21 protein-coding genes are annotated in these 24,733 nt (G+C 56.1%); 11 read left to right on the forward strand and 10 right to left on the reverse strand.

Annotation, left to right across the window (positions count from 1 at the left end):
• A complete protein-coding gene (bepA, locus tag BJP35_RS18905; protein WP_020883065.1) occupies nucleotides 1–1,464 on the reverse strand; it encodes a beta-barrel assembly-enhancing protease in 1,464 nt (487 codons plus the stop codon).
• Between the two features lie 221 nt (nucleotides 1,465–1,685).
• On the opposite strand from bepA, the gene BJP35_RS18910 reads away from it, so the two are divergent.
• Nucleotides 1,686–2,750, forward strand: a complete 1,065-nt coding sequence (locus BJP35_RS18910; protein WP_014171120.1) for an AI-2E family transporter — start codon at nucleotides 1,686–1,688, stop codon at nucleotides 2,748–2,750.
• 121 nt (nucleotides 2,751–2,871) lie between these two features.
• Here BJP35_RS18910 and bcp read toward each other — a convergent pair whose 3' ends face one another.
• Together bcp and BJP35_RS18920 are read right to left on the reverse strand one after the other, a co-directional pair.
• Nucleotides 2,872–3,342, reverse strand: a complete 471-nt coding sequence (gene bcp / locus BJP35_RS18915; protein WP_014171119.1) for a thioredoxin-dependent thiol peroxidase — start codon at nucleotides 3,340–3,342, stop codon at nucleotides 2,872–2,874.
• The gene (locus BJP35_RS18920) at nucleotides 3,342–3,911 is read right to left on the reverse strand and encodes a glycine cleavage system transcriptional repressor (RefSeq protein ID WP_014171118.1); all 570 of its coding nucleotides are present in this window, start codon (nucleotides 3,909–3,911) and stop codon (nucleotides 3,342–3,344) included. The genes bcp and BJP35_RS18920 overlap by 1 nt, the downstream gene beginning before the upstream one ends.
• 145 nt (nucleotides 3,912–4,056) lie before the next feature.
• Here BJP35_RS18920 and dapA point away from each other — a divergent pair, with 145 nt between their 5' ends.
• The 6 genes from dapA to ypfH all read left to right on the forward strand — a co-directional run bounded on the left by dapA (nucleotide 4,057) and on the right by ypfH (nucleotide 10,540).
• Nucleotides 4,057–4,935 (forward strand): 4-hydroxy-tetrahydrodipicolinate synthase, encoded by an 879-nt coding sequence (gene dapA / locus BJP35_RS18925; RefSeq protein WP_014171117.1) that lies wholly within the window; start codon nucleotides 4,057–4,059, stop codon nucleotides 4,933–4,935.
• A gap of 16 nt (nucleotides 4,936–4,951) precedes the next feature.
• Entirely contained in the window at nucleotides 4,952–5,986 is a 1,035-nt protein-coding gene (gene bamC, locus BJP35_RS18930; protein ID WP_020883067.1) for an outer membrane protein assembly factor BamC, read from the forward strand.
• Nucleotides 5,987–6,095: 109 nt separating this feature from the next.
• A complete protein-coding gene (purC, locus tag BJP35_RS18935) occupies nucleotides 6,096–6,809 on the forward strand; it encodes a phosphoribosylaminoimidazolesuccinocarboxamide synthase (protein WP_008501631.1) in 714 nt (237 codons plus the stop codon).
• A 119-nt stretch (nucleotides 6,810–6,928) separates the two neighbouring features.
• Nucleotides 6,929–7,798, forward strand: coding sequence for a neutral zinc metallopeptidase (locus BJP35_RS18940; RefSeq protein WP_020883068.1), 870 nt, complete (start codon nucleotides 6,929–6,931; stop codon nucleotides 7,796–7,798).
• Nucleotides 7,798–9,771, forward strand: a complete 1,974-nt coding sequence (locus BJP35_RS18945) for a tRNA(Met) cytidine acetyltransferase TmcA (protein ID WP_047743040.1) — start codon at nucleotides 7,798–7,800, stop codon at nucleotides 9,769–9,771. The genes BJP35_RS18940 and BJP35_RS18945 overlap by 1 nt, the downstream gene beginning before the upstream one ends.
• A gap of 73 nt (nucleotides 9,772–9,844) precedes the next feature.
• A complete protein-coding gene (gene ypfH / locus BJP35_RS18950) occupies nucleotides 9,845–10,540 on the forward strand; it encodes an esterase (protein ID WP_020883070.1) in 696 nt (231 codons plus the stop codon).
• A 36-nt stretch (nucleotides 10,541–10,576) separates the two neighbouring features.
• Here ypfH and BJP35_RS18955 read toward each other — a convergent pair whose 3' ends face one another.
• Genes BJP35_RS18955 through BJP35_RS18965 form a run of 3 tightly spaced genes read right to left on the reverse strand, consistent with a single transcriptional unit; the run spans nucleotide 10,577 to nucleotide 12,287 of the window.
• On the reverse strand, nucleotides 10,577–10,774 hold the full coding sequence (locus BJP35_RS18955; RefSeq protein WP_014171111.1) for a YpfN family protein: 198 nt from the start codon (nucleotides 10,772–10,774) through the stop codon (nucleotides 10,577–10,579).
• 24 nt (nucleotides 10,775–10,798) lie between these two features.
• Nucleotides 10,799–11,926 (reverse strand): succinyl-diaminopimelate desuccinylase, encoded by a 1,128-nt coding sequence (gene dapE / locus BJP35_RS18960; protein ID WP_014171110.1) that lies wholly within the window; start codon nucleotides 11,924–11,926, stop codon nucleotides 10,799–10,801.
• Between the two features lie 10 nt (nucleotides 11,927–11,936).
• Nucleotides 11,937–12,287 (reverse strand): ArsC family reductase, encoded by a 351-nt coding sequence (locus BJP35_RS18965; RefSeq protein ID WP_020883071.1) that lies wholly within the window; start codon nucleotides 12,285–12,287, stop codon nucleotides 11,937–11,939.
• 387 nt (nucleotides 12,288–12,674) lie between these two features.
• Here BJP35_RS18965 and ypfM point away from each other — a divergent pair, with 387 nt between their 5' ends.
• Nucleotides 12,675–12,734 carry a protein YpfM gene (ypfM, locus tag BJP35_RS24330; RefSeq protein WP_015572204.1) on the forward strand — a complete coding sequence of 20 codons (60 nt, stop codon included), beginning with the start codon at nucleotides 12,675–12,677 and terminating at the stop codon, nucleotides 12,732–12,734.
• Nucleotides 12,735–12,843: 109 nt separating this feature from the next.
• On the opposite strand, the gene acrD is transcribed toward ypfM, so the two are convergent.
• Entirely contained in the window at nucleotides 12,844–15,957 is a 3,114-nt protein-coding gene (gene acrD / locus BJP35_RS18975) for a multidrug efflux RND transporter permease AcrD (RefSeq protein WP_047743037.1), read from the reverse strand.
• Between the two features lie 142 nt (nucleotides 15,958–16,099).
• On the reverse strand, nucleotides 16,100–17,794 hold the full coding sequence (narQ, locus tag BJP35_RS18980; protein WP_086463483.1) for a nitrate/nitrite two-component system sensor histidine kinase NarQ: 1,695 nt from the start codon (nucleotides 17,792–17,794) through the stop codon (nucleotides 16,100–16,102).
• A gap of 152 nt (nucleotides 17,795–17,946) precedes the next feature.
• On the opposite strand from narQ, the gene aegA reads away from it, so the two are divergent.
• The 3 genes from aegA (at nucleotide 17,947) to BJP35_RS19000 (ending at nucleotide 21,733) form a co-directional block, all read left to right on the forward strand.
• Nucleotides 17,947–19,923, forward strand: coding sequence for a formate-dependent uric acid utilization protein AegA (gene aegA, locus BJP35_RS18990; RefSeq protein ID WP_047743035.1), 1,977 nt, complete (start codon nucleotides 17,947–17,949; stop codon nucleotides 19,921–19,923).
• A 67-nt stretch (nucleotides 19,924–19,990) separates the two neighbouring features.
• Nucleotides 19,991–20,581 carry a GDP-mannose pyrophosphatase NudK gene (nudK, locus tag BJP35_RS18995; protein ID WP_020883075.1) on the forward strand — a complete coding sequence of 197 codons (591 nt, stop codon included), beginning with the start codon at nucleotides 19,991–19,993 and terminating at the stop codon, nucleotides 20,579–20,581.
• A 108-nt stretch (nucleotides 20,582–20,689) separates the two neighbouring features.
• Nucleotides 20,690–21,733 (forward strand): DUF1176 domain-containing protein, encoded by a 1,044-nt coding sequence (locus BJP35_RS19000; protein WP_047743034.1) that lies wholly within the window; start codon nucleotides 20,690–20,692, stop codon nucleotides 21,731–21,733.
• Here BJP35_RS19000 and tkt read toward each other — a convergent pair.
• Both tkt and tal read right to left on the reverse strand, forming a co-directional pair.
• Nucleotides 21,730–23,718: a transketolase gene (tkt, locus tag BJP35_RS19005; RefSeq protein ID WP_086463484.1), complete on the reverse strand. Its 1,989-nt coding sequence runs from the start codon at nucleotides 23,716–23,718 to the stop codon at nucleotides 21,730–21,732. The two genes, BJP35_RS19000 and tkt, sit on opposite strands and share 4 nt — an antisense overlap.
• 19 nt (nucleotides 23,719–23,737) lie before the next feature.
• On the reverse strand, nucleotides 23,738–24,688 hold the full coding sequence (tal, locus tag BJP35_RS19010) for a transaldolase (RefSeq protein ID WP_014171101.1): 951 nt from the start codon (nucleotides 24,686–24,688) through the stop codon (nucleotides 23,738–23,740).
• Nucleotides 24,689–24,733: the final 45 nt, after the last annotated feature.

Below are 24,733 nucleotides of genomic sequence, written 5' to 3' on the forward strand. Positions count from 1 at the left end.
TTACATCTTCTCGTACGGCTTAAAGCGCTGCTGCAGACCGCGAAGCTGATCGATACGCGCATCGTAACGGGCCTGCTGCAGACTGCCGAGCTTAACCTGTGAACTGGCACTGCTCAGGAGGGAAATCGCCTGGTCAAGACGCCCCACCAGGGCAAAGCCTTCGGCGCGTGCCGCAAGCTCCTGATCGCGGTTGCCCAGCTGCGCTTCTGCCTGAGCAAGCAGATCCCAGCCGTTCTGATCGTCTTTATTGTTAAAGGTGTAGCGGTTCAGAATGTTCGCCGCTTCAGCAGGCTGACCACCCTGTAAGTAAGCATTCGCCAGGTTAAGCTGCAGCACCGGGTTAGTCCGCACCTCTTTTGCCCCTTTCAGGCGATTAATCGCATCGGTGGCTTTTTTCTGCCCCAGATCGATATCCGTGGCCAGATCGAGATACCACGGGTTATTCGGATCGGCGGCGAGAAGTGGCTGCAGCGTTTTACGCGCTTCGTCATATTTGCTGGCTTCCATCGCCTGTAACGCCTGGCCATACTGAGCCGCGTTTTTCTCACGCACGTTGCCTTTCGCCAGCGCATCCAGCAGGTCGCTGGTCAGCTGGTTACGCCCGGAATTGTACATGCCAAGCGTTCGCACTTTTGCCATATAGAAATCCTGCGACGACTGAACCACGACCGGGCGCATCTGGTTGGCACGGTTACGCGCATCCGACAGACGGCTTTCCGGTAAGGGGTGCGTCAGCAAAATTTCCGGTGGACGGGAGGAGTAGCGCGCCTGGTCGAGCAGCTTTTCGAGGAAGCTCGGCATGGCCTGCGGGTCAAAGCCCGAACGTTGCAGCACCTGAATGCCAATACGATCCGCTTCCTGTTCGTTTTGCTGGGTGAAACTGATCATCCCCTGACGTGTTCCCGCCAGCGTACCGGTTAACGCCGCCATCCCGGCCTGCGGGCTGGCCATTGCCAGCAGAATGGAACCCAATGCGCCAACCCAGGTCAGCGGAGCGTTACGCTTCTGGTCTTCCATTGCACGGGCAAGGTGGCGCTGGGTGACGTGAGAGATTTCGTGCGCCATGACCGAGGCCAGCTGACTTTCATTATCAGAGTAACGGAATAACGCCGAATGCAGTACCACGTTGCCGCCAAAGAAGGCGAAGGCGTTGATTTCGTCATTATTGATTAAATAGAAGTGGAAGGGGGTTTTTACCGAGTTGGCGTGCGCGACCAGGCGCATGCCCAGCCCGTTAATGTATTGAACCAACAACGGGTCGTTAATCAGCGGCGCGCTGCCACGCAGCTGACGAACGTAATAATCCCCCATCTGCATTTCTTGCCCAATGGAGAGCGTGCTTCCTGCTGTAGTGCCCATGTCCGGCAATGAATCGGACGAGTCAGCGAAAGCTGGCAACACCTGACCGACCGTCAGTGCGGCAATCAGTGTCGCAACCAGTGTTTTTCTCAACTGCCTGAACATAACCACTGTCCTGTATTTGGGATGTGCTAATTTGACCGATGAACCGGCATATCGTTCATCTCCACTGCCCTGCGAGTGTAGCCGTGTTGAGGCATGAAGAAAATCCCATTCATCAGGGTTTTGCGGATCGTGGCAGGGAGACAAAAAGCGAAAGTCTTTTTTGTGACAGTTAGATACAATTCACGTTCTCACTCCCGCCATCCGATTCAGGGAAGGGTTGTATGCTCGAAATGTTAATGCAGTGGTACCGCCGTCGGTTTAGCGACCCGGAAGCCATTGCTTTGTTGGTTATTCTCGTCGCCGGGTTCGGCATTCTGTTCTTCTTCAGCGGTCTTCTCGCCCCCCTGCTGGTCGCGATTGTGCTGGCGTACCTGCTGGAGTGGCCAACGGCGCGTCTGGAAAATATAGGCTGTTCCCGTCGCTGGGCGACCAGTATCGTCCTGGTGCTGTTTGTCGGCATCCTGCTGTTAATGTCGTTTGTCGTTATGCCTGTGGCCTGGCAACAGGGGATTTACCTTATCCGCGATATGCCCGGCATGCTGAATAAGCTTTCTGATTTTGCCGCCACGCTGCCGCGCCGATATCCCGCCCTGATGGATGCCGGGATCATTGATGCGATGGCCGAAAACATGCGCGCCCGCATCATGACAATGGGCGATTCCGTGGTGAAATATTCCCTGGCGTCGCTGGTAGGGTTGCTCACGCTGGCCGTCTACCTTGTCCTCGTTCCGTTAATGGTTTTCTTCCTCGTCAAAGATAAAGAGCAGATGCTGAACGCGGTGCGGCGCATTCTGCCGCGTAATCGCGGGCTGGCCGGGCAGGTGTGGGAAGAGATGAACCAGCAGATCACCAACTACATTCGCGGCAAAGTGCTGGAGATGATTGTAGTGGGTGTGGCTACCTGGATTGGTTTTTTAATTTTCGGGCTTAACTACTCGCTGCTGCTGGCGGTGCTGGTGGGGCTGTCGGTGCTCATTCCCTACATCGGTGCCTTTGTGGTGACCATTCCGGTTGTCGGCGTTGCGCTGTTCCAGTTTGGTCTGGGGACCGAGTTCTGGAGCTGCTTCGCGGTGTACCTGATCATTCAGGGACTGGATGGCAACCTGCTGGTGCCGGTGCTGTTCTCCGAAGCGGTGAACCTGCATCCGCTGGTGATTATCTTATCCGTGGTGATTTTCGGCGGGCTGTGGGGATTCTGGGGCGTGTTCTTTGCCATTCCGCTGGCAACGCTGATCAAAGCAGTGGTTCACGCGTGGCCGGATGTGCCTGCGGTTGAGGATAAGTAGATAGTTGTGCGGCCTGATACCCTCTCCCGTGGGGAGAGGGGCAAATATCAAAAACGGTAACCTGCGTTACCGTATTGCATTTACCGCGTAGGTCGGGTCAGGCGAAGCCGCGGCCCAACGATCAGGCGCTTTGTTTGAGCCAGTTCAGCACCACGTCGTGGTGGTTGCTGGTTTTAAAGTCATCAAACACATGTTCAACTTTACCGTCAGCGTCAATCAGGAAGCTGATACGGTGAATGCCGTCGTAGGTTTTGCCCATAAAGGTCTTCTCGCCCCAGACGCCAAACTGCTCGCATACCTGGTGGTCTTCGTCAGAAAGCAGCGTGAAGTTAAGCAGCTCCTTTTCTGCAAATCGTGATAGCTTTTCTGGCTTATCGGTGCTGATACCCAGCACTTCCACGCCGACTTTTTTCAACTCGTCCATGTTGTCGCGTAAGCCGCAGGCCTGTACGGTGCAGCCCGGGGTCATGGCTTTCGGGTAAAAATAGACCAGAACACGCTGTCCCTGGAAGTCGGTCAAATTTACTTGCTCACCATCCTGGTCAGGTAAGCTAAATTTCGGTGCGATGTCACCGGCTTTCAGTGGGTTCATTACTCAACTCCATCCTGTTCATGCTGCGAATAATTGACGACGCTTATACTGCCTTGCGCGTTTAATTCTGTACAGAGGGCTTTGAACGCTTGCTCGATATTTGACGCATCCTGCGAGGCAGGGCTGTGCGCGGTGATCTGAATAAAAAGGGTGGGAATGGCGCTGCCGTCACCCGGCTGCGTTCGGGAAACGAGTTCGGCAATATTCATCTGATGGCTGTCAAATAACGCGGTGAAGCGCTCAATCAGATGGGGTGAATCGGGGACTTCAACCTGCACCCAGACGGTCGCGGGCAGGGCCGGACGTGGGCGAGCAGTGGTGCGTTTCATCACGATCAGCAAATCCAGCTCCGCACCTTTAAGCGGCAGGGTCGATTCGATAAGGGTAATGGCATTCCATGTCCCGGACAGCAGCATAATAAACGTGAACTCTTCGCCCAGCATAGCCAGACGGCTGTCCTCGATATTACAGCCGCAGCTGCTCACATGGCGGGTGATGGTGTTCACGATACCCGGCCTGTCAGCACCCAGCGCAGTGATAACCAGGTAATGTTGTGATGAGGTTGTCAAACCTGTTCTTCCTTTGCATGGTTAAGTCTTCCTAAGGAAAGCATAAAAAAAACATGCATACAACCGCCTGAGGGCCTCAGGTCGCTTGCTTTTATTACAGTTCCAAACGTACCATTGAGGCTCTTGTTCGCACAGAGGATGGCTCATGTTCACGGGAAGTATTGTCGCGCTTGTTACACCGATGGATGAAAAAGGTAATGTCTGCCGGTCAAGCATGAAGAAGCTGATTGATTACCATGTCGCCAATGGAACCTCGGCGATCGTTTCGGTAGGGACTACCGGTGAATCTGCAACGCTAAGCCACGAAGAGCACGGCGATGTGGTGATGCTGACCCTGGAACTGGCTGACGGGCGTATCCCGGTCATCGCAGGGACAGGCGCTAACGCCACGGCAGAAGCTATCAGTTTGACCAAACGTTTTAACGACAGCGGCATCGTGGGCTGTCTGACGGTGACCCCTTATTACAACCGTCCTACTCAGGAAGGTCTGTTCCAGCATTTCAAAGCCATCGCAGAACATACTGACTTGCCACAAATTCTGTATAATGTGCCGTCCCGTACTGGCTGCGATATGCTGCCGGAAACCGTTGGTCGTCTCTCGAAAGTAAAAAATATTATCGGGATTAAAGAGGCGACAGGGAACTTAAGCCGCGTTCATCAGATCAAAGAGCTGGTTTCAGACGACTTTATCCTGTTGAGCGGCGATGATGCGACCGCACTGGACTTTATGCAGCTCGGTGGCCATGGCGTGATCTCCGTAACGGCGAACGTTGCGGCCCGCGATATGGCTGAAATGTGCAAACTGGCGGCTGCCGGTCACTTTGATGAAGCTCGCGTGATTAATCAGCGTCTGATGCCGTTGCATAATAAATTATTTGTCGAACCCAATCCGATCCCCGTGAAATGGGCGTGTAAGGAGTTGGGACTTGTAGCAACCGATACGCTGCGTCTGCCAATGACACCGATTACCGACCACGGTCGTGAAATTGTCACAGCAGCGCTGAAGCATGCCGGTTTGCTGTAGAGTTTAGGGAGATTTGATGGCTTATTCAGTACAGAAGTCGCGCCTGGCGAAGGTTGCGAGTGTTTCGCTTGTTATGCTGCTCGCTGCCTGTAGTTCAGACTCGCGCTACAAGCGCCAGGTGAGCGGTGATGAATCCTATCTGGATGCGACCCCGCTTGCTGAACTTCACGCACCGGCTGGTATGATCCTGCCGATTCAGAACGGCGATTACAATATTCCCGTGACCAACGGCAGCGGCCTGGTCGGTAAAGCGCTCGATATTCGTCCGCCAGCACAGCCTCTGGCGCTGGTGAGCGGGGCGCGTACCCAGTTCACCGGTGATACGGCGTCGCTGCTGGTTGAAAGCGCCCGCGGTACCACCCTGTGGCCGCAGGTTGTGAGCGTCATTCAGGCGAAAAACTACACCATCGATAAACGCGATGATGCCAGCCAGACCTTAACCACCGACTGGATCGAGTGGAACCGTCTGGACGAAGATCAGCAGTACCGTGGGCGTTATCAAGTCTCCGTTAAACCTCAGGGTTATCAGCAGGCGGTTACCGTTAAGCTGTTGAACCTGGAGCAGGCGGGTAAACCGGTTGCGGATGCCGCATCAATGCAGCGTTACAGCACTGAAATGCTGAACGTGATTGCCGCGGGTCTGGATAAGAACGCCAGCGACGCCGCTAACGCAGCGCAGAGCCGCAACGGCGCGACGTTTGACGTTCAGAGCGGTGCGGATGACACCGGTCTGCCAATGCTGGTTGTGCGTGCACCGTTTAACCAGACCTGGCAGCGCCTGCCAGCGACGCTGGAAAAAGTGGGCATGAAAGTGACCGACAGCACCCGTTCAACCGGTAGCATGACGGCAACCTATAAGCCGCTGTCTGACAGTGCATGGCAGGAACTGGGCGCCACCGATCCACAGCTGGCTTCCGGCGACTACAAGATTCAGGTAGGTGACCTCGATAACCGCAGCAGTCTGCAGTTTATCGATCCGAAAGGCCACACGCTGACCCAGTCGCAGAACGATGCGCTGGTGGCCGTCTTCCAGGCTGCATTCAGCAAATAAATACGAGGGCTGGTTAATCCAGCCCTTTTTATTTTCGTGCTACGCAAACGTGTGCGTGGCATAATATCCCCAGTTTTGAACACCAATCATCACACCAGGAGTAATGAAGATGCAGAAGCAAGCTGAGTTGTATCGTGGCAAAGCGAAGACCGTATACAGCACGGAAAACCCGGATCTGTTGGTGCTCGAGTTCCGCAATGATACGTCAGCAGGGGATGGCGCACGCATTGAGCAGTTCGATCGTAAAGGCATGGTGAACAACAAGTTCAACCACTTCATTATGACCAAACTGGCCGAAGCGGGTATCCCGACCCAGATGGAAGCACTGTTGTCCGATACGGAATGTCTGGTGAAAAAACTGGATATGGTTCCGGTTGAGTGCGTCATTCGTAACCGCGCAGCAGGCTCCCTGGTGAAGCGTCTTGGTATTGAAGAAGGTATTGAGCTGAATCCACCGCTTTTTGACCTGTTCCTGAAAAACGATGCCATGCACGATCCGATGGTCAATGACTCTTATTGCGAAACCTTCGGCTGGGTGAATAAAGAGAACCTGGCGCGCATGAAAGAGCTGACCTACAAAGCCAACGACGTGCTGAAAAAACTGTTTGATGACGCGGGTCTGATCCTCGTCGACTTCAAACTGGAGTTCGGCCTGTTCAAAGGCGAAGTGGTTCTGGGTGATGAGTTCTCTCCGGACGGCAGCCGTCTGTGGGATAAAGAAACGCTGGATAAAATGGACAAAGACCGTTTCCGTCAGAGCCTGGGTGGCCTGATTGAAGCGTACGAAGCGGTTGCTCACCGTTTAGGCGTTAAGCTCGACTAACTCCCTCATCGCCAAAGGATATGTATATCCTTTGGCGTCTTACCCTTGTTTCCTATGGTAATCTTGCCGTTAACCGCCTACGATCATAGCTATTATTAATGGAATAGTTCGAGGTGGTTATGCGCTGGCAAGGGCGTCGTGAAAGTGACAATGTAGAAGACAGGCGCAGCGATAGCGGCGGCGGTCCTTCAATGGGTGGGCCTGGCTTCCGGTTACCCAGCGGAAAGGGCGGGATTATTCTGCTGATTGTGGTGCTGGTCGCGGGGTACTACGGTGTCGATCTGACCGGTTTAATGACCGGCCAGCCTCTGCAGCAACAGCAGCATTCTGAGCGCTCAATCAGCCCGAACGAGGATGAAGCGGCCAAATTTACCTCCGTTATTCTCGCCACCACAGAAGAAACCTGGGGTCAGCTGTTCGAGAAAATGGGGCGTACCTATCAGCAACCCAAGCTGGTGATGTACCGTGGCGCAACCCGTACCGGATGCGGCACCGGACAGTCGGTTATGGGGCCGTTCTACTGTCCGGCAGACAGCACCGTCTATATCGATCTCTCTTTCTATGATGACATGAAACGCAAGCTTGGCGCTGACGGCGATTTTGCCCAGGGCTACGTCATTGCGCATGAAGTCGGGCACCATGTGCAAAAACTGCTGGGGATAGAACCCAAAGTACGCCAGCTTCAGCAAAACGCCTCTCAGGCTGAGGTAAACCGTCTTTCCGTACGCATGGAACTGCAGGCGGACTGCTTCGCGGGCGTCTGGGGGCACAACATGCAGCAGCAGGGCGTACTGGAATCCGGTGACCTGGAAGAGGCGCTCAATGCCGCGCAGGCTATCGGTGACGATCGTCTTCAGCAGCAGAGCCAGGGCCGCGTCGTGCCGGACAGCTTTACTCACGGCACGTCACAACAACGATACAGCTGGTTCAAACGCGGTTTCGACAGCGGTGACCCGGCGCAGTGTAATACCTTCGGCAAAGCCATGTAATGGTGGCGTTTGAACATCTGATTCGCGAGCTTGAGCACAAAGGTCATCGTCGGCTGGTGGTGCTCAGCGGCGATGAGCAGTGGACATTCACGCAGGCATCAGCCCTGCGTGATGCCTTGCCCGGAGACTGGCTGTGGCTGGCGGATAACGCGTCCAGAGCCATCAGCGGGCTGCTGGGACGCGAGTTCCGGCACGCAATTTTTGATGCCCGCGCCGGGTTTGACGTCTCAGCCTTTGCGGCCCTGAGCGGGACGCTGCGTGCCGGTAGCCTTCTGGTGCTGCTGGTACCGCCCCCTGACGTGTGGGCGGAACAACCTGACAGCGATTCCCTGCGCTGGAGTGACAGCGCCGAACCCATCGCCACGCCAAATTTTATTCACCACTTTTGCCGGACGATTGCCGACGATCCTGAGGCGATCGTCTGGCTTCAGCACCAGCCTTTATCGCTCCCTGCACGATCCGACGCCCCTGACTGGCAGCCTGCCAGCGGTGCGCCGCAGCGCGAGCAGGCTGAGATCCTGGCAGCACTCCTGGCCATGAAACGCGGCGTTGTGGCCGTTACGGCCCCGCGCGGACGCGGAAAGTCTGCGCTGGCGGGAATGCTGCTGAGCAGCACGCAGGGCAGTGCCATTGTCACCGCGCCATCAAAAGGTGCGACGGAGGTTATCGCCCGTTTTGCCGGCGAACGTTTTCACTTTATGGCCCCGGACGCGCTGCTGGCCTCTGAAGAGCAGGCCGACTGGCTGATTGTCGACGAAGCCGCTGCCATCCCCGGACCGCTGCTTGAAAAGCTGGTCGACCGTTTCCCGCGCGTCCTGCTGACCACAACGGTGCAGGGTTACGAAGGAACAGGAAGAGGCTTTCTGCTTAAATTCTGTAGCCGGTTCAGCGGGTTGCAGCGGTATACCTTATCAACCCCGGTACGCTGGGCTGCAGGATGTCCTCTTGAGCGGGTCGTCGCCAGCGCACTGCTGTTTGACGATACGCTTATCGATCGCAGCCCAACAGGCGCCATACAGTTGACCTCTCTGGCTCCGGAAGCCTGGACGAGCAACCCGGCGCTGGCGGCGAGTGTGTATGAGCTGCTTTGTGCGGCACATTACCGCACCTCACCGCTTGATTTACGCCGCATGATGGACGCGCCCGGCCAGCACTTCGCCGTCGCCCAAACGGACTCTGTCATTGCCGGGGCGCTCTGGCTGGTGGAAGAGGGGGGATTAACGGCGCAGCTCAGCCGTGCCGTCTGGGCGGGGTTCCGCCGTCCTCGCGGGAACCTGGTGGCGCAGTCCCTTGCCGCGCATGGCGGCTCCCCGCTGGCGGCAACGCTCAAAGGCCGACGGGTGACCCGAATAGCGGTACATCCTCGTCGTCAACGGGAAGGCATCGGACAGGCGCTGATCCGCAGCGCAAGCGGCGAGGATTACCTGTCGGTGAGCTTTGGCTATACCGATGAACTGTGGCGTTTCTGGCAGCGATGCGGCTTTGTGCTGGTGCGCATGGGCAGCCATCGCGAAGCCAGTAGCGGCTGTTATACCGCAATGGCCTTGCTGCCGCTCAGCGACGCGGGGCGACAGCTGTGTGAGCAGGCACATCAGCGACTGCGCCGCGATGCGCGCGTGTTATCGGCCCTGAACGGTGAAAAGATCCCGGTGGACGATGGCTGGGAGGCTACCCTTAATAGTGACGACTGGCTGGAGCTGGCGGGGTTTGCCTTTGCCCATCGCGCATTTTCTACCTCCGTCGCGGCGTTAACGCGGTTGCTGCTAAGCGTGGACATGCCGCTGCCCGCCCTGCGCGGGAAAGTGGAGGCGAGAAGTGATGACGCCCGGCTCAGCGCTGAACTGCTTCTTTCGGGGCGAAAAGCGTTACTGGCCAGGCTTCGCAGTGAAACGGCGCAAGCGCTTGAAAGCCTTGAACCTGCACGCTGTCAGCAGCTGAAAGACGACATTTTGCAATGGCAATTTTTTCAATGACTTCTTCAGTAAAGTGGCATGGTCATTCCTCCTGAGAGGCGTAGAATCCAGGCCATCAAATAAGGAGACCGCCATGAAACACGATCATTTTGTTGTTCAAAGCCCTGATAAACCGGCTAAACAGTTACTGCTTCTGTTTCATGGTGTTGGCGATAACGCCGTCAATATGGGCCAGATTGGCAGCTGGTTTGCCCCGATATTTCCGCAGGCGCTGATTGTCAGTATTGGCGGAGTGGAGCCGTGTGGTCCGAACGGACGGCAGTGGTTCTCCGTTCAGGGCGTTACGGAAGAGAACCGTCAGGCACGTATTGACGCCGTCATGCCTGTCTTTATCGACACCGTGCGTTACTGGCAGCAGCAGAGCGGCGTTGGTGCCGATGCGACCGCGCTGATTGGCTTTTCGCAGGGGTCTATCATGTCCCTGGAGAGCGTAAAAGCGCAGCCAGGTCTGGTGTCGCGTGTGATTGCTTTTAACGGGCGCTTTGCGACGTTACCGCAACGCGCGACGACGCAGACCACGATCCATCTGATCCACGGTGGTGAAGACCGTGTGATTGAACTTTCGCATGCGGTTGCCGCGCAGGAAGCGCTGATCCGCGAAGGCGGGGATGTGACGCTGGATATTGTAGACGATCTGGGGCACGCGATTGATGACCGCAGCATGCAGTTTGCGCTCGATCATCTGCGTTATACCGTACCGAAGCACTACTTTGATGAAGCGCTCAGCGGTGGCAAGCCAAATGACGATGATATCGTCGAGTTTATGTGATGTAGCCCCCTCTCCCGCAGGAGAGGGGACAGAGAATCACTTCTTCTGGTCTTTCTTCGGCCAGTCGTCATCATCGTCCCACTTATCGTTAAAATCACGATGCGGTGGAAGATCCGGTTTGTTGGCGAGAAACTTTTTGTGATCAACGCGCTTAAGATCTTTAATGACGTTAAGTAACACGCCGACCAGAAACACTAACACCAGAATCCACCAGTACTTTGAAAGCCAGTCCATTCGCTATTCCTCTCAGAGCGTTCGTCAGGCGACGAGTTGCTCCATAATTCGTTGATACATACGGGCCAGCAGCTGCAAATCAGCAGCATTCACACATTCATTGATTTTATGAATGGTTGCGTTCACCGGCCCCAGTTCGACAACCTGGGCCCCCATCCGGGCAATAAAGCGTCCGTCTGAGGTGCCACCTGTCGTCAGCAGTTGTGGCTTAATTTCATTATAGTGCTCGATGGCGTTCACTACCGCATCCACCAGTTTGCCCCGCTGGGTCAGGAACGGCTGGCCGGAAAGCCACCAGTCCACGGTGTAACGCAGATTATATTTTTCCAGCAGCGCGATAACGCGCGCTTTGATCATCTCATCGGTCAGTTCAGTGCTGAAGCGGAAGTTAAACTGGACAAAGAAATCACCGGGGATCACGTTGTTGCTGCCGGTACCGGCCTTCAGGTTTGCAATCTGCATGCTGGTCGGCGGGAAGAACTCATTGCCTTTATCCCACTCGATGGTCACCAGTTCGTTCAGCATCGGTGCCGCGCGATGGACCGGGTTATCGGCCAGGTGTGGATAGGCAACGTGCCCCTGAACGCCATGAAGGGTCAAATTGCAGGTCAGCGACCCACGGCGACCATTTTTGACGACGTCTCCCACCACTTCCGTACTGGACGGCTCGCCGACCAGGCAGTAGTCGAGACGCTCATTGCGGGCCATCAGCGCCTCAACGACCTTCACGGTGCCGTTGTGGGCGCTGGCTTCTTCGTCAGAGGTGATCAGAAACGCGAGGCGGTTTCTGTGGTTCGGATGTTGGGCAACGAAGCGCTCTGCCGCCACGACCATCGCCGCCAGCGAGCCTTTCATGTCTGCCGCACCGCGCCCGAACAACATGCCATCGCGGATGGTCGGTTCAAACGGCGGGTTGATCCAGCGATCCGCATCACCTGCGGGAACGACGTCGGTATGTCCGGCAAAGGCTAGCGTTTCGCCCTGACCGCGCCACGCCCAGAAGTTCTGGGTGTCGCCAACGTCCATGCGTTCAACGGTGAAACCGATGGCACGCAGGCGCTCAATCATTAATGCCTGACAACCTGCGTCGTCCGGGCTAAGGGAGGGACGGCGAATAAGCTGCTGAGTCAGCTCAATGACCGGGCATGACATAAACTACACCTCAACGAAAAAAGTCGGAATAAAGGGTTTCACTGAAACCCAGCAGCATAGGCTGCCCGGGCGCGCAGAGCAATGGGCGTTTGATGATTGCCGGCATTTCGAGCATCAGTTTGGCGGCACTGTCGGCGTCGTTGATGCCAGCCCGGACGGCTTCATCCAGTTTACGCCAGGTGGTACCACGGGTATTCAGCAGCGCCTCCCAACCCAGTTCCTTGATAGCGGTATGCAGAAATTCTGCATCAAGCCCGTCAACGCGATAGTCATGGAAACAGTACTCCACGTTGTTCGCTTCCAGCCACCGGCGTGCTTTTTTGATGGTGTCGCAATTTTTAATGCCGTACATCACAACCATGGTGAATCCTTTTGTTCTTATGATGATTAAATGTTCAGTAATTTCGAAGATATATCCTTAAGTGGAATATAACACATTCAGGAATTGTCTTGATTTACACTTCTTCTTAATTCAACTCACAACTGTACGCTGAATATTCTTTCATCATTTAAGCATAGATGTCCATAAGACCGAAAATGCTAATGAACTCAGGCGGTAATTTAAATCTCACCTGCCTGTATGGTTATTTCAAAATATTGCTGAGCGTCACACAAAATTTAAGGCCCTGCGTTCATATTTATCATAAATCCCTGACAGTAGCGGGGTACAATCACAGCGATAGGTTAGACGGTCTTCACAATGATGATACGTTTTCGTAGAATGCGCATAATAATAAGAGAGGTAGTTATGATTGAACGTGAACTGGGGAACTGGAAAGATTTTATCGAAGGCATGCTTCGTAAATGACATTCAGTAAGAATTGCAAGAGCACTTAAATAAGTAAAATAACCATAGTGTGAATTAATCACACACCCTAAAAGGCGGCCCTGAGAGCCGCCTTTTTTATTACGCACTGTTATTCAGGACGTTCCTTCAGCGGGAAGCGGCGACGCACCAGCACAAAGAACAGGGGCACAAAATAAATGGCCAGGACGGTTGCCGAAATCATGCCCCCCATCACCCCTGTACCTACCGCATGCTGGCTGCTGGAGCCCGCACCGGTGCTGGTTGCCATCGGTAATACCCCAAAGACAAATGCCAGCGACGTCATCAGGATCGGACGCAAGCGCTGACGGCAGGCGTGCAGTGTGGCCGCCATCAGCTCGTGGCCTTTGGCATTCATCTCGTTGGCAAACTCAACAATCAGGATCGCGTTTTTCGCCGACAGGCCGATCACGGTGAGCAGCCCTACCTGGAAGTACACATCATTCTCCAGACCGCGCATCCAGGTCGCCAGCAGCGCACCGATGACGCCAAGCGGCACCACCAGCATGACCGAGAACGGAACGGACCAGCTTTCATACAGCGCGGCAAGACAGAGGAAGACCACCAGCAGGGAAAGCGCGTAAAGCGCAGGCGCCTGTGCCCCGGAGAGCCGCTCCTGATAAGACATCGCCGTCCACTCCAGCCCAAACCCGGCAGGCAGCTGTTGCACCAGTTTCTCCATGGTGTCCATGGCGGTACCGGTACTGACGCCCGGCGCAGCTTCACCGACGATTTCAACCGCCGAATAGCCGTTATAGCGTTCCAGACGCGGCGAACCACTCTCCCAGTGCGACGAGGCGAACGCCGAGAACGGCACCATCCCGCCTGCGTTATTACGAACAAACCAGCGGTTAATATCATTCGGCAACATACGGAACGGCGCGGCGGACTGGACATACACTTTTTTCACACGCCCACGATCCATAAAGTCATTCACATAGCTTGAGCCCCAGGCCGTCTGCAGGGTGTCGTTAATGTCGTCGATGGAAACACCCAGAGCCTGCGCCTTACGCTGATCAATATCCACCTGCAGCTGCGGGCTGTCATCCAGGCCGTTATGACGAACGCGTGTCAGGTCAGCGTCTTTGCCCGCCAGCGCTAACAGCTTATCGCGCGCCGCCATCAGCGCCGTGTGACCTGCACCGGCGTGATCCTGCAGCTCCATGTCAAACCCGGCAGAACTGCCCAGCCCGCTAATGGCCGGTGGGCTGCTGGCAAAGACGCGCGCTTCGTTGATCTGCGTAAACGCGTGGGTTGCGCGTTCAATGATGGCCGACGCGGTCCCCGTTTTTGTGTCGCGCTCGTCCCAGTCCTTCAGGCGTACAAACATACGGGCGACGTTCTGCCCGTTACCGCCCGGGCCAGAGCCCACGGTGGAGAAGACCGACACCACATTATCTTTCTCCTGGGTGAAGAAGTACTGTTCGACTTTTTCGACCACTTTCAGCGTCTGCTGCTGCGTCGCGCCGCTCGGAAGTTGCACGGAGGTGGTGAACATTCCCCGGTCCTCCATCGGCAGGAACGAGGTAGGCAGATGCAGGAATAGCCAGACCATTCCGCCCAGCAGCACTACGTAAATCAGCATCCAGCGCAGGCTGCGGTGCAGCACTTTACCGACGGCGGATTCATAACGCGCGGCATTGCGGTTAAACATGCGGTTAAACCAGCCGAAGAACCCTTTCTGACCATGCTGCTCGCCTTTGTGCAAAGGCTTAAGAAGGGTAGAGCAGAGCGCAGGGGTCAGGATCAGCGCCACCAGTACCGAAAGCACCATTGCCGAGACGATGGTTATTGAGAACTGGCGGTAAATGGCGCCGGTTGTGCCGCCAAAGAAGGCCATCGGGATAAAGACCGCTGAAAGCACCATGGCGATGCCGACTAACGCGCCCTGTATTTGCCCCATCGATTTACGCGTGGCCTGGCGCGGGGAAAGACCTTCCTCGCTCATGATGCGCTCGACGTTTTCAACCACCACGATGGCGTCATCCACCAGAAGGCCAATTGCCAGCACCATTGCAAACATCGTCAGCGTGTTGATGCTGTAGCCAAACGCGTAAAGCACCGCGAAGGTGCCCAGCAGAACCACGGGGACAGCTATGGTCGGGATCAGCGTCGCCCGAAAGTTTTGCAGGAACAGGTACATGACCAGGAAGACCAGCGCGATGGCTTCCAGCAGGGTCTTCACCACATCCTCAATCGACGCTTTAACGAAGGAGGTGGTTTCGTAGGCGACTTTGTATTCAAGGCCGTGAGGGAAATAGTTCGACAGCTCGTCCAGGCGGTCTAACACCAGTTTCGCCGTCGCCATTTCATTTGCGCCGGAGGCCAGTTTAATCCCCAGGCCGGAGGCGGGATTACCGTTAAAGCGGCTCAGGTAGTCGTACTTTTCCGCGCCCATTTCCACCGTGGCGACATCGCCCAGCCGCACTTCTGAACCGTCCTGATTCACGCGCAGGGTGATGTTGCGGAACTGCTCCGGAGTCTGAAGCAGCGATTGCGAGTTAATGGTGGCATTCAGGGCTTGTTTTTCGACGGAAGGCGTTCCTCCCAGCTGCCCTACGGCAATCTGGGCGTTCTGCGACTTGATGGCGTCCGTCACGTCAGTCGCCGTCATCTGGAAGCTGTTCAGCTTGTCAGGATCGAGCCAGATGCGCATTGAATATTGTGACCCGTAGGCGTCGATATCCCCTACGCCGTTAATACGGCTGAGCGGGTCCTGAATGTTACTGGCAACGTAGTCCGCAATATCCTGCTTATCCATGGAACCATCGGTGGAGACAAACGCGATGGTCAAAATATTGGTATCCCCCGTTTTACGTACGGTAACGCCCTGATTTTGCACTGCCTGCGGCAGTTTTCGCATGGCTGACTGCAGCTGATTTTGTACCTGCTGCACCGCTTCGTCCGGGTCAGTCCCGGCCGTAAAGCTCAGGGTCACCGTCGCCTGGCCCGTGGCGCTGCTTTGTGAGGACATGTACATCAGGTTATCCAGACCCGTCATGTTCTGCTCGATAACCTGCGTCACGGTATTTTCCAGCGTCTGTGCCGAGGCGCCGGGATAGTTTGCTGTGACACGCACGTTAGGAGGTGCCAGATCGGGGTATTGCTCAACGGGAAGTGAAGTAATGGCCAGGACACCTGTCAGACACAACAGAATGGCAAGTACCCAGGCAAAAATGGGGCGATCGATGAAAAAATTCGCCATGAAAAATTGACCTCGTTTTGCTGCACGTCATTATTGTTTATTGCCCGCACCACTTTAGCGGCAAGACGAAGACCAAACGTGGAGAAATAAAGGAGATAATGTAAATTATCATGCGCGTTTCTCTGCGCTGCCCCCTTTACGGTTATTTACCTGTTAACGCCAGCGACGAAGGGAATGTCACGCTTACCTGCGTTCCCCCATTTTGTGGCTGCGAAAAGTGCAGGGTACCGCCGAGCCGTTCCGCGCGTTCACGCATAATATTCAGCCCGTAATGCCCCGGCGGCTCGCTGGCTTCGCCAATCCCGATGCCATTGTCGCGAATGCTCACGCTGTGCGTGCCGTCTACGGCGGTGATACAGCTTACGGTGATCTCGCTGGCCTGCGCGTGCTTGATTGCGTTCAACACCGCTTCACGCACGATCTGCAGCAGATGCACCTGCTTTTGTGCGTCAAGGGCCAGCGAGGAGAGGCGACAATCAAGATGCAGCTTTGCCTGTGTCTGGCTCTGCAGACCGTCGAGTGACTCCTGAAGGGCCGCCGGCAGGTTAGCGTGGTTGAGCGTCAGGCGGAAGGTGGTGAGCAGCTCGCGAAGCTGATGCCAGGCATTGTTAAGCTCGCGGGAGAAGTCGGTGATGATGGTCTGCGCCGGGGCATTCTCTTGCGGTACGGCACGCTTAAGCAGCGCAAGCTGGATCCGCAGATACGACAACACCTGCGCGAGGGAATCATGCAGTTCGCGGGCAATCGTCGCGCGCTCTTCCATCAGCAGCAACTGCTGGTAATGCTTTTGTGCCTGGTTGAAGTAAAGCCCGCGCCCGAGCATTGTCGCCACGCTTCTCATCAGCGGAAGCGGGACGCTGTCCGTCTCGCTCTGCCAGCGCAGCTCGCCGTAGAGCGTGCCCTGCATCAGCACCGGCAGGTTTTGCAGCGGCATGTCGGCTGCCTCACTTCCTTCACACAGACGCCAGTCGTCGCTGGTCCGTAACTCCAGATAATTCATCCGGGTGTATTCATGGACGATTTGCAATATATGCCGGAAACAGTGACTGTCTATCTGTCCGGTGTTGAGCGCCTGCGAACATTTGAACAGCATTTCGAGCTGCTGATGCGCCTCGTTCAGGTGCCGGGTCTTTTCCGCAACCGAATCTTCAAGCGAGCGATAGAGGGTGTGTAACTCCGCCGACATATGGTTAAAGGCGCGGGACAGCTGACCGAGTTCATTCGGCAAAGCGGTATCCGGCGCCGGGGTATCAAATTGTCCCCGTTCAACGCGTTCGCTTGCGGCGACCAGATTGTTGAGGGGCAAGACCACCTGACGACGGATGCGTCGCAGGGTAAACACCGTCAGCAGCAGGATCCCCAGCGCGCCAGCCAGAGAGAGCAGGGTCACCGTCTGAATTTTATGTTCGGTATAGTGCTGAAGGGCGAGCACAAAGGCATCAATACGGCCAACAAAATCTTCGATATGGGTTTGATACCACGCGAGATCGCCGCGGGCGATGTGCGTATCCATCTCCTGCCAGGCCAGATGCAGCTGCTGGTAGCGCTGTTTGACATCGTCCGGCACGTACCAGCGGTTCAGCTTTTGGAGTGCAGGTGCGCTCAGGGTGTGTTGCCAGTGTTGGCGATGCTGTGTCAGGGAAGGGCTGTTGCGCTGCATCTCATAGCCCAGCCGGTAACTCTGCATACGCAGTGAACCCGCAATATTGATGGCTTCGGCGTCACGCTGGCTGCTGGCAAGCGTGAGCAGCGCGACGGTGCTGGTTAGAACGGATAACACAATCATCGAAAAGAAAGCCCAGGCCAGGCTTGCGGAAACAGGGCGTTTAACGGTCACAGAACGGCTTCCTGAATAAAATTGATCTGCCACAGGTTCACTGGAAATAGTTTGGCATTCCGGGCAATTGAACATTGCCTGACGACGCTGTGATGAGTAAATACCATATTCATACAAAGAATAAGGTTATTGAACCAAAAACAGGTGTCGTTATGAATCGTTTTATTATGGCTAACAGCCAGCAATGTATTGGGTGCCACGCCTGCGAAGTTGCCTGCGTAATGGCGCATAATGATGAGCAACATGTCCTGAGCAAGCGCCATTTCCATCCCCGTATTACGGTCCTTAACTCTGGCGCGCAGAACAGCCCCGTCACCTGTCACCACTGTGAAAATGCCCCGTGTGCACTCAGTTGCCCGAACGGCGCCATCAGCAAACGCGATGACAGCGTACAGGTGAATCAACAAAAATGCATCGGTTGTAAAGCCTGCGTGGTTGCCTGTCCCTTCGGCACAATGGAGATTATCGTTACGCCGCTCGACAACGGCAGTGCAAAAGCCGCGGCGTATAAATGCGATCTCTGCCTGACCCGCCCGCAGGGCCCGGCCTGTATTGAAAATTGCCCGGCAGATGTGCTGACGCTGGCGACGCCTGACGTGCTGGATAACCTGGCAAAATCGCGCCGTCAGCGCACCGCCAGGCTGGAGGCGCAACCCTGGCACAGTGAGGCAGTCAGCGAGGAGACGGCACCCACCAAACTGCAGCAGATGCACAACACACCGCCACGCGGCGAGCCCGACAAACTGGCTGCCGAAGAGCGGGTTGGCCATTTCAATGAAATATACCTGCCGTTTCGGACCGAACAGGCCAGACGCGAGGCATCGCGCTGCCTGAAATGCGGGGAGCACAGCATATGTGAATGGACCTGCCCGCTGCACAACCACATTCCGCAGTGGATTGAACGGATTAACGCCGGTGACATCCTCGGCGCGGTTGAACTTTCTCATCAGACCAACTGTTTACCTGAAATTACCGGCCGGGTCTGCCCGCAGGACAGGTTATGTGAAGGTGCCTGCACCGTGCGCGATGCGTCAGGGTCAGTGACCATTGGCAACCTCGAGCGCTACATCTCTGACCAGGCGCTGGCGCTGGGCTGGCGACCGGATATGTCTGGCGTTTCTTCGGTGGGAAAACGCGTCGCGATTATCGGCGCGGGGCCTGCCGGACTGGCATGCGCGGATGTGCTGGTGCGCAGCGGGGTGAGCGTAACGGTCTATGACAGGCATCCCGAAATCGGCGGCTTGCTGACCTTCGGCATTCCGGCCTTTAAGCTGGATAAATCCCTGCTCGCACGACGCAGAGAGATTTTTACTGCGATGGGGGTTCACTTCGAGCTGAACTGCGACGTGGGCAGCGATGTATCGTTGTCTCAGTTGCAAACAGATTACGACGCCCTGTTCATTGGCGTGGGAACCTATCGTTCGATGAAAGCGGGCATCCCCCATGAAGATGCGCCGGGCGTCTACGATGCACTGCCGTTCCTGGTGGGGAACACGCGCCACGTCATGGGGCTGGACGCGACGGCCAACGAACCGTTTATCGACACCCGTGGGCTCAACGTGGTGGTGCTGGGCGGGGGCGATACCGCAATGGACTGCGTGCGCACCGCGTTACGTCACGGCGCGGCAAAAGTCACCTGCGCCTATCGCCGGGATGAAGCCAATATGCCGGGCTCGAAAAAAGAGGTGAAGAATGCGAAAGAAGAGGGAGCCGCATTTGAATTTAACGTCCAGCCCGTTGAATTGACCCTTGCTGCTGACGGCAAGGTTAACGGCATCCGGATGCTGCGCACCCGGATGGGAGAGCCGGATGCGCAGGGGCGTCGTCGACCCGTCCCGGTGGAGGGCAGCGAGTTTGTCATGCCGGCCGATGCGGTGATTATGGTTTTTGGCTTTAACCCACATGCCATGCCCTGGCTGGAGAGTCAGGGCGTCAACACCGATGACTGGGGGCGAATCATTGCCTCGGTGGAAAGCCGCTATCGTTACCAGACGTCTAACCCGCAAATTTTCGCCGGCGGTGATGCGGTGCGCGGCGCTGATCTGGTGGTGACGGCGATGGCGGAAGGGCGTCATGCGGCGCGGGGGATCCTCGACTGGCTTGAGGTCAGTGTGCCGAAAATGCACTAAACCAGGCGGGCGACAAAGCGGGTTTCACGGCGTACTATAGGAAGACTCATTGTGTCGTGGAGCCCGTATGACCCTGAAAATTGACGTTATCAAAGACAAAATCCTTTCTGAAAACTACTTTGTCCTGCGTAACATCACTTACGATTTAACCCGTAATAACGGTGAAGTGATCCGCCATAAACGCGAGGTCTATGACCGCGGCAATGGCGCCACCATTTTGCTCTATAACCGTGAAAAGCAGAGTGTGGTGCTGATCCGTCAGTTCAGGGTAGCAACATGGGTCAATGGCAACCCTGACGGCAGGTTGATTGAAACCTGTGCGGGCCTGCTTGATGACGACGAGCCGGAAGTGTGCATCCGCAAAGAGGCCGTCGAAGAGACTGGCTTTGAAGTGGGAGAGGTCAAAAAGGTCTTCGAGCTGTTTATGTCTCCTGGCGGCGTGACGGAAATCGTCCACTTCTTCATCGCGGAATACAGCGATGCGCAGCGTACTCACCGCGGCGGTGGCGTGGAAGATGAAGATATTGAAGTGCTGGAGTTGCCGTTTTCCCGGGCGCTGGAGATGATGCATGCCGGGGAAATCAGGGATGGTAAAGCTGTGATATTACTACAGTATCTTCAAACGACCGGGCTGATGAACGCCTCTTTCGAACGGTGATAGAATGTATTTCGGATAAATCTATCCGATAAATCCGATTGAGCAACCCGGGCGGGAACACGAAGATACAGCCCAGTTAAGCGTTTTCGTTCCGGGATTGTGCCATTCATGCGCTATTGCGTCTCTCTTCTCTGCCTGTTTTGCGTGCTCACCTCCTCGCAGGTGTGGGCTGCGCCTGCCCAGCAATTATTTTCTGACTGGCAGGTGACCTGCAATAACCAGAATTTTTGCCTCGCACGCAATACCGGTGAACACCGGGGGCTGGTCATGACGCTCAGCCGCAGTGCCGGCGCGAAAACCGACGCTACGCTGCGTATCGATCTCGGCGGCCTTGCTGACCCTGCCGTGAAAGAAGCGGATATTGCGCCGCGGTTGTTGCTGGATAAGGTTCCTCTCAAGCTGGATCGGCAGCACTGGCAGTTAACCCCGTGGCATCTGAAAAGTGATGATGCCGCCACCATCACGGCGTTTCTGAAAAATATCCAGGAAGGAAAAGCCCTGACCTTGCGCGGCGGTGACCAGGTTATCTCTCTGAACGGCCTGAAAGCCGCGCTGTTGTTTATTGACGCGCAGCAGAAACGTGTCGGGAGTGAAACGGCCTGGATTAAAAAAGGTGACGATCCGCCGTTAAGCGTGCCGCCTGCACCCGCCTTAAAAAAGGTGGCGGTAGTCAATCCGACGCCGACGCCGCTCTCCCATGCCGAACTGAATGACCTGCTGGATTATGGCACCTGGCGGATGAACAACAGCCAGTGCTCGCTCGATCCTAACCGCCGTGAAGTGCGCGTCACCGCGTTAACCGATGAAAAAGCATTGCTGATTATTAGCTGTGAGGCGGGGGCGTATAACACGGTCGATCTGGCCTGGCTGGTATCGCGCAAAAAGCCGTTTTCTTCCCGCAGTGTAAGGCTGCGTCTGCCTTTCACCCCTGCAGACGATAGCAGTGAAATCGAATTGATGAATGCCCGCTTTGATGAGAAAACGCGCGAGCTGACTACGCTCGCGCTGGGGCGCGGTATTGGCGATTGTGGGGTCCAGACGCGCTGGCGTTTTGACGGCCAGCGTTTCCGCCTGGTGCGTTATGCAGAAGAGCCCAACTGCGATAACTGGAATGGGCCAGATGCCTGGCCCACGTTGTGGATCACGCGCTAAATTACGCTCAGCGCCTTCTCAACCACATTCTCAACGGTAAAGCCAAAATACGGGAACAGCTTGTCGGCAGGCGCCGACTCGCCGTACCCACGCATCCCGACGATGGCACCTTTCAGCCCGACATATTTGTACCAGTAGTCGGCGATCCCCGCCTCGACGGCCACACGGGCTGCGACGTTAGAGGGCAGGACCGATTCACGGTAGGCCTCATCCTGAGCATCAAAAATGTCGGTGGACGGCAGGGATACCACGCGTACCGCATGACCTTCGGCGGTCAGTTTTTCCGCGGCCTTCACGGTAATTTCCACCTCAGAACCGGTAGCAATCAGAATGACATCCGGTTTGCCGCCGCTGTCTTTCAGGATGTACCCGCCGCGGGCGATATTTTTTACCTGCTCCGGCGTGCGTTCAATCTGGGCCAGGTTTTGCCGCGACAGAATTAATGCCGTTGGCCCCGTGTGGCGCTCAACCGCCAGCTTCCAGCCAACCGCCGCTTCGACCTGATCGCACGGACGCCAGGTGCTGAAGTTTGGCGTTAAACGCAGGCTCGCCAGCTGCTCAACGGCCTGGTGCGTGGGACCGTCTTCACCCAGACCAATCGAATCGTGGGTGTAGACCATGATCTGCCGCGCTTTCATTAATGCCGCCATACGCGCCGCGTTACGGGCGTACTCAACGAACATCAGGAAGGTAGCAGTGTAGGGCACAACCCCGCCGTGATGGGCAATGCCGTTGGCAATGGCGGTCATCCCGAACTCACGCACCCCGTAGTGGATATAGTTCCCGGCAATATCCTCTTTCAGCGATTTTGAGCCAGACCAGATGGTCAGGTTACTTGGAGCCAGATCCGCGGAGCCGCCCAGCAGTTCAGGCAGGAGGGGGCCGATGGCGTTCAGCGTGTTTTGCGAGGCCTTACGGGTGGCAATTTTTGCCGGGTTAGACTGCAGATTTTCAATCAGCGCCTGGGTTTTCGCTTCCCAGTCCTCCGGCAGGCCACCGCTCATGCGGCGCGAGAATTCAGCGGCCAGTTCCGGGTGGGCTTTTTGATAGGCGGCAAATTTTTCATTCCACGCGTGCTGGGCTTTTTCACCCTCTTCGCGGGCGTCCCACTCGCGGTAGATCTCTTTCGGGATCTCAAACGGCGGGTATTTCCAGCCCAGTTTCTGCCGGGTCAGCGCCACTTCTTCTTCACCCAGCGCCGCGCCGTGGGCTTCCTCTTTACCCGCTTTGTTCGGTGAGCCGAAACCGATGGTGGTGCGACAGATGATCAGGGACGGTTTGTCCTTCACGCTTTGCGCTTCCTGAATCGCTTTTTTCACCGCTTCTGGGTCGTGGCCGTCAATTTCATGCACTACGTGCCAGTGGTAGGCCTCAAACCGTTTTGCCGTGTCGTCGGTAAACCAGCCTTTGGTCTCCCCGTCGATGGAGATACCGTTGTGATCGTAAAATCCGATCAGCTTGCCCAGCCCCAGCGTGCCCGCCAGCGAACAGACTTCGTGAGAAATCCCCTCCATCAGACAGCCGTCGCCCATAAACACATAAGTGTAGTGATCGACAATCTCGTGGTCTGGCTGGTTAAACTGCGCCGCCAGCGTGCGTTCGGCAATCGCCAGCCCGACCGCGTTGGCTAACCCCTGGCCGAGCGGCCCGGTGGTGGTCTCCACACCCGGCGTATAGCCTATCTCCGGGTGGCCCGGCGTTTTTGAGTGCAGCTGGCGGAAGTTTTTTAACTCGGATAGCGGCAGGTCGTAGCCGGAAAGGTGCAGCAGGCTGTAGAGCAGCATGGAGGCGTGGCCGTTAGAGAGAATAAAACGGTCGCGATCGTACCAGCTGGGATCGTTCGGGTTGTGCTTCAGGAAATCATTCCACAGCACTTCGGCAATGTCAGCCATGCCCATGGGGGCGCCAGGGTGGCCGGAATTGGCTTTCTGCACGGCATCCATGCTGAGGGCGCGAATGGCATTGGCTAGCTCTTTACGGGACATAATTCACTCCGTGGCAAGGTTAAAGTTTGGCGGCAAGAAGATCTTCAAGTTTGCGCTGGTCGACGGCGAACAGGCGGATGCCTTCCGCCAGTTTTTCGACGGCCATTGCGTCCTGATTGTGCTCCCAGCGGAATTCCGCTTCGGTCATGGCTTTAGGTTTGGGGAGGACGGTTGATGTGGGCACCAGTTTGCGGATAACCGTCTCCTCTTTGTCCTGCAGCTCTTTAAGCAGGTTAGGGGAGATGGTCAGGCGGTCACAGCCTGCCAGGGCGAGGATCTGCTCGGTACGGCGGAAGCTGGCGCCCATCACGATGGTTTCGTAGCGGTGCTGTTTGTAATAGTCGTAGATATTACGTACCGATTTCACGCCCGGGTCCTCATCCACCACGTACGGATCCATCGGCTGTTTAGCCTGATACCAGTCATAGATTCGCCCGACGAACGGAGACACCAGGAAGACGCCGGCTTCGGCACAGGCGCGCGCCTGCGCAAAGGAGAACAGCAGCGTCAGGTTGCAATGGATCCCCTCTTTTTCCAGAACTTCCGCCGCGCGGATCCCTTCCCAGGTTGAGGCCAGCTTAATCAGAATGCGCGATTTATCGATGCCCTGCTCCTGGTAGAGCTCAACCAGGCGGCGGGCTTTCGTGATGCTCTTCTCCTGGTCGAAGGAGAGGCGGGCGTCCACTTCGGTAGAGACGCGTCCCGGGATGCTTTTCAGAATTTCCGCACCGAAATTAACGGCCAGCTTGTCGCTCGCTTCGGCGACCTGCTGCTCCTGTGTTTTACCGCGCTGTTTACCGTAGTCGATAGCGTCATCAATCAGATGACTAAAATGAGCAAGACCGGCCGCTTTGAGCAGCAGCGAAGGGTTAGTGGTCGCATCTTCGGGCTGATAGTGACGAATCGACTCGATATCACCGCTGTCGGCGACCACGGTAGTGAATTGTTTGATGCCGTCTAGTTGGTTCATAAATAATTACTCCTTGGAAATAAAAGAGTTACTCGAGTGCGTTAG

The organism is Enterobacter sp. J49 (assembly GCF_002148625.1).
GTDB classification, from domain to species: Bacteria; Pseudomonadota; Gammaproteobacteria; order Enterobacterales; family Enterobacteriaceae; genus Enterobacter; species Enterobacter ludwigii.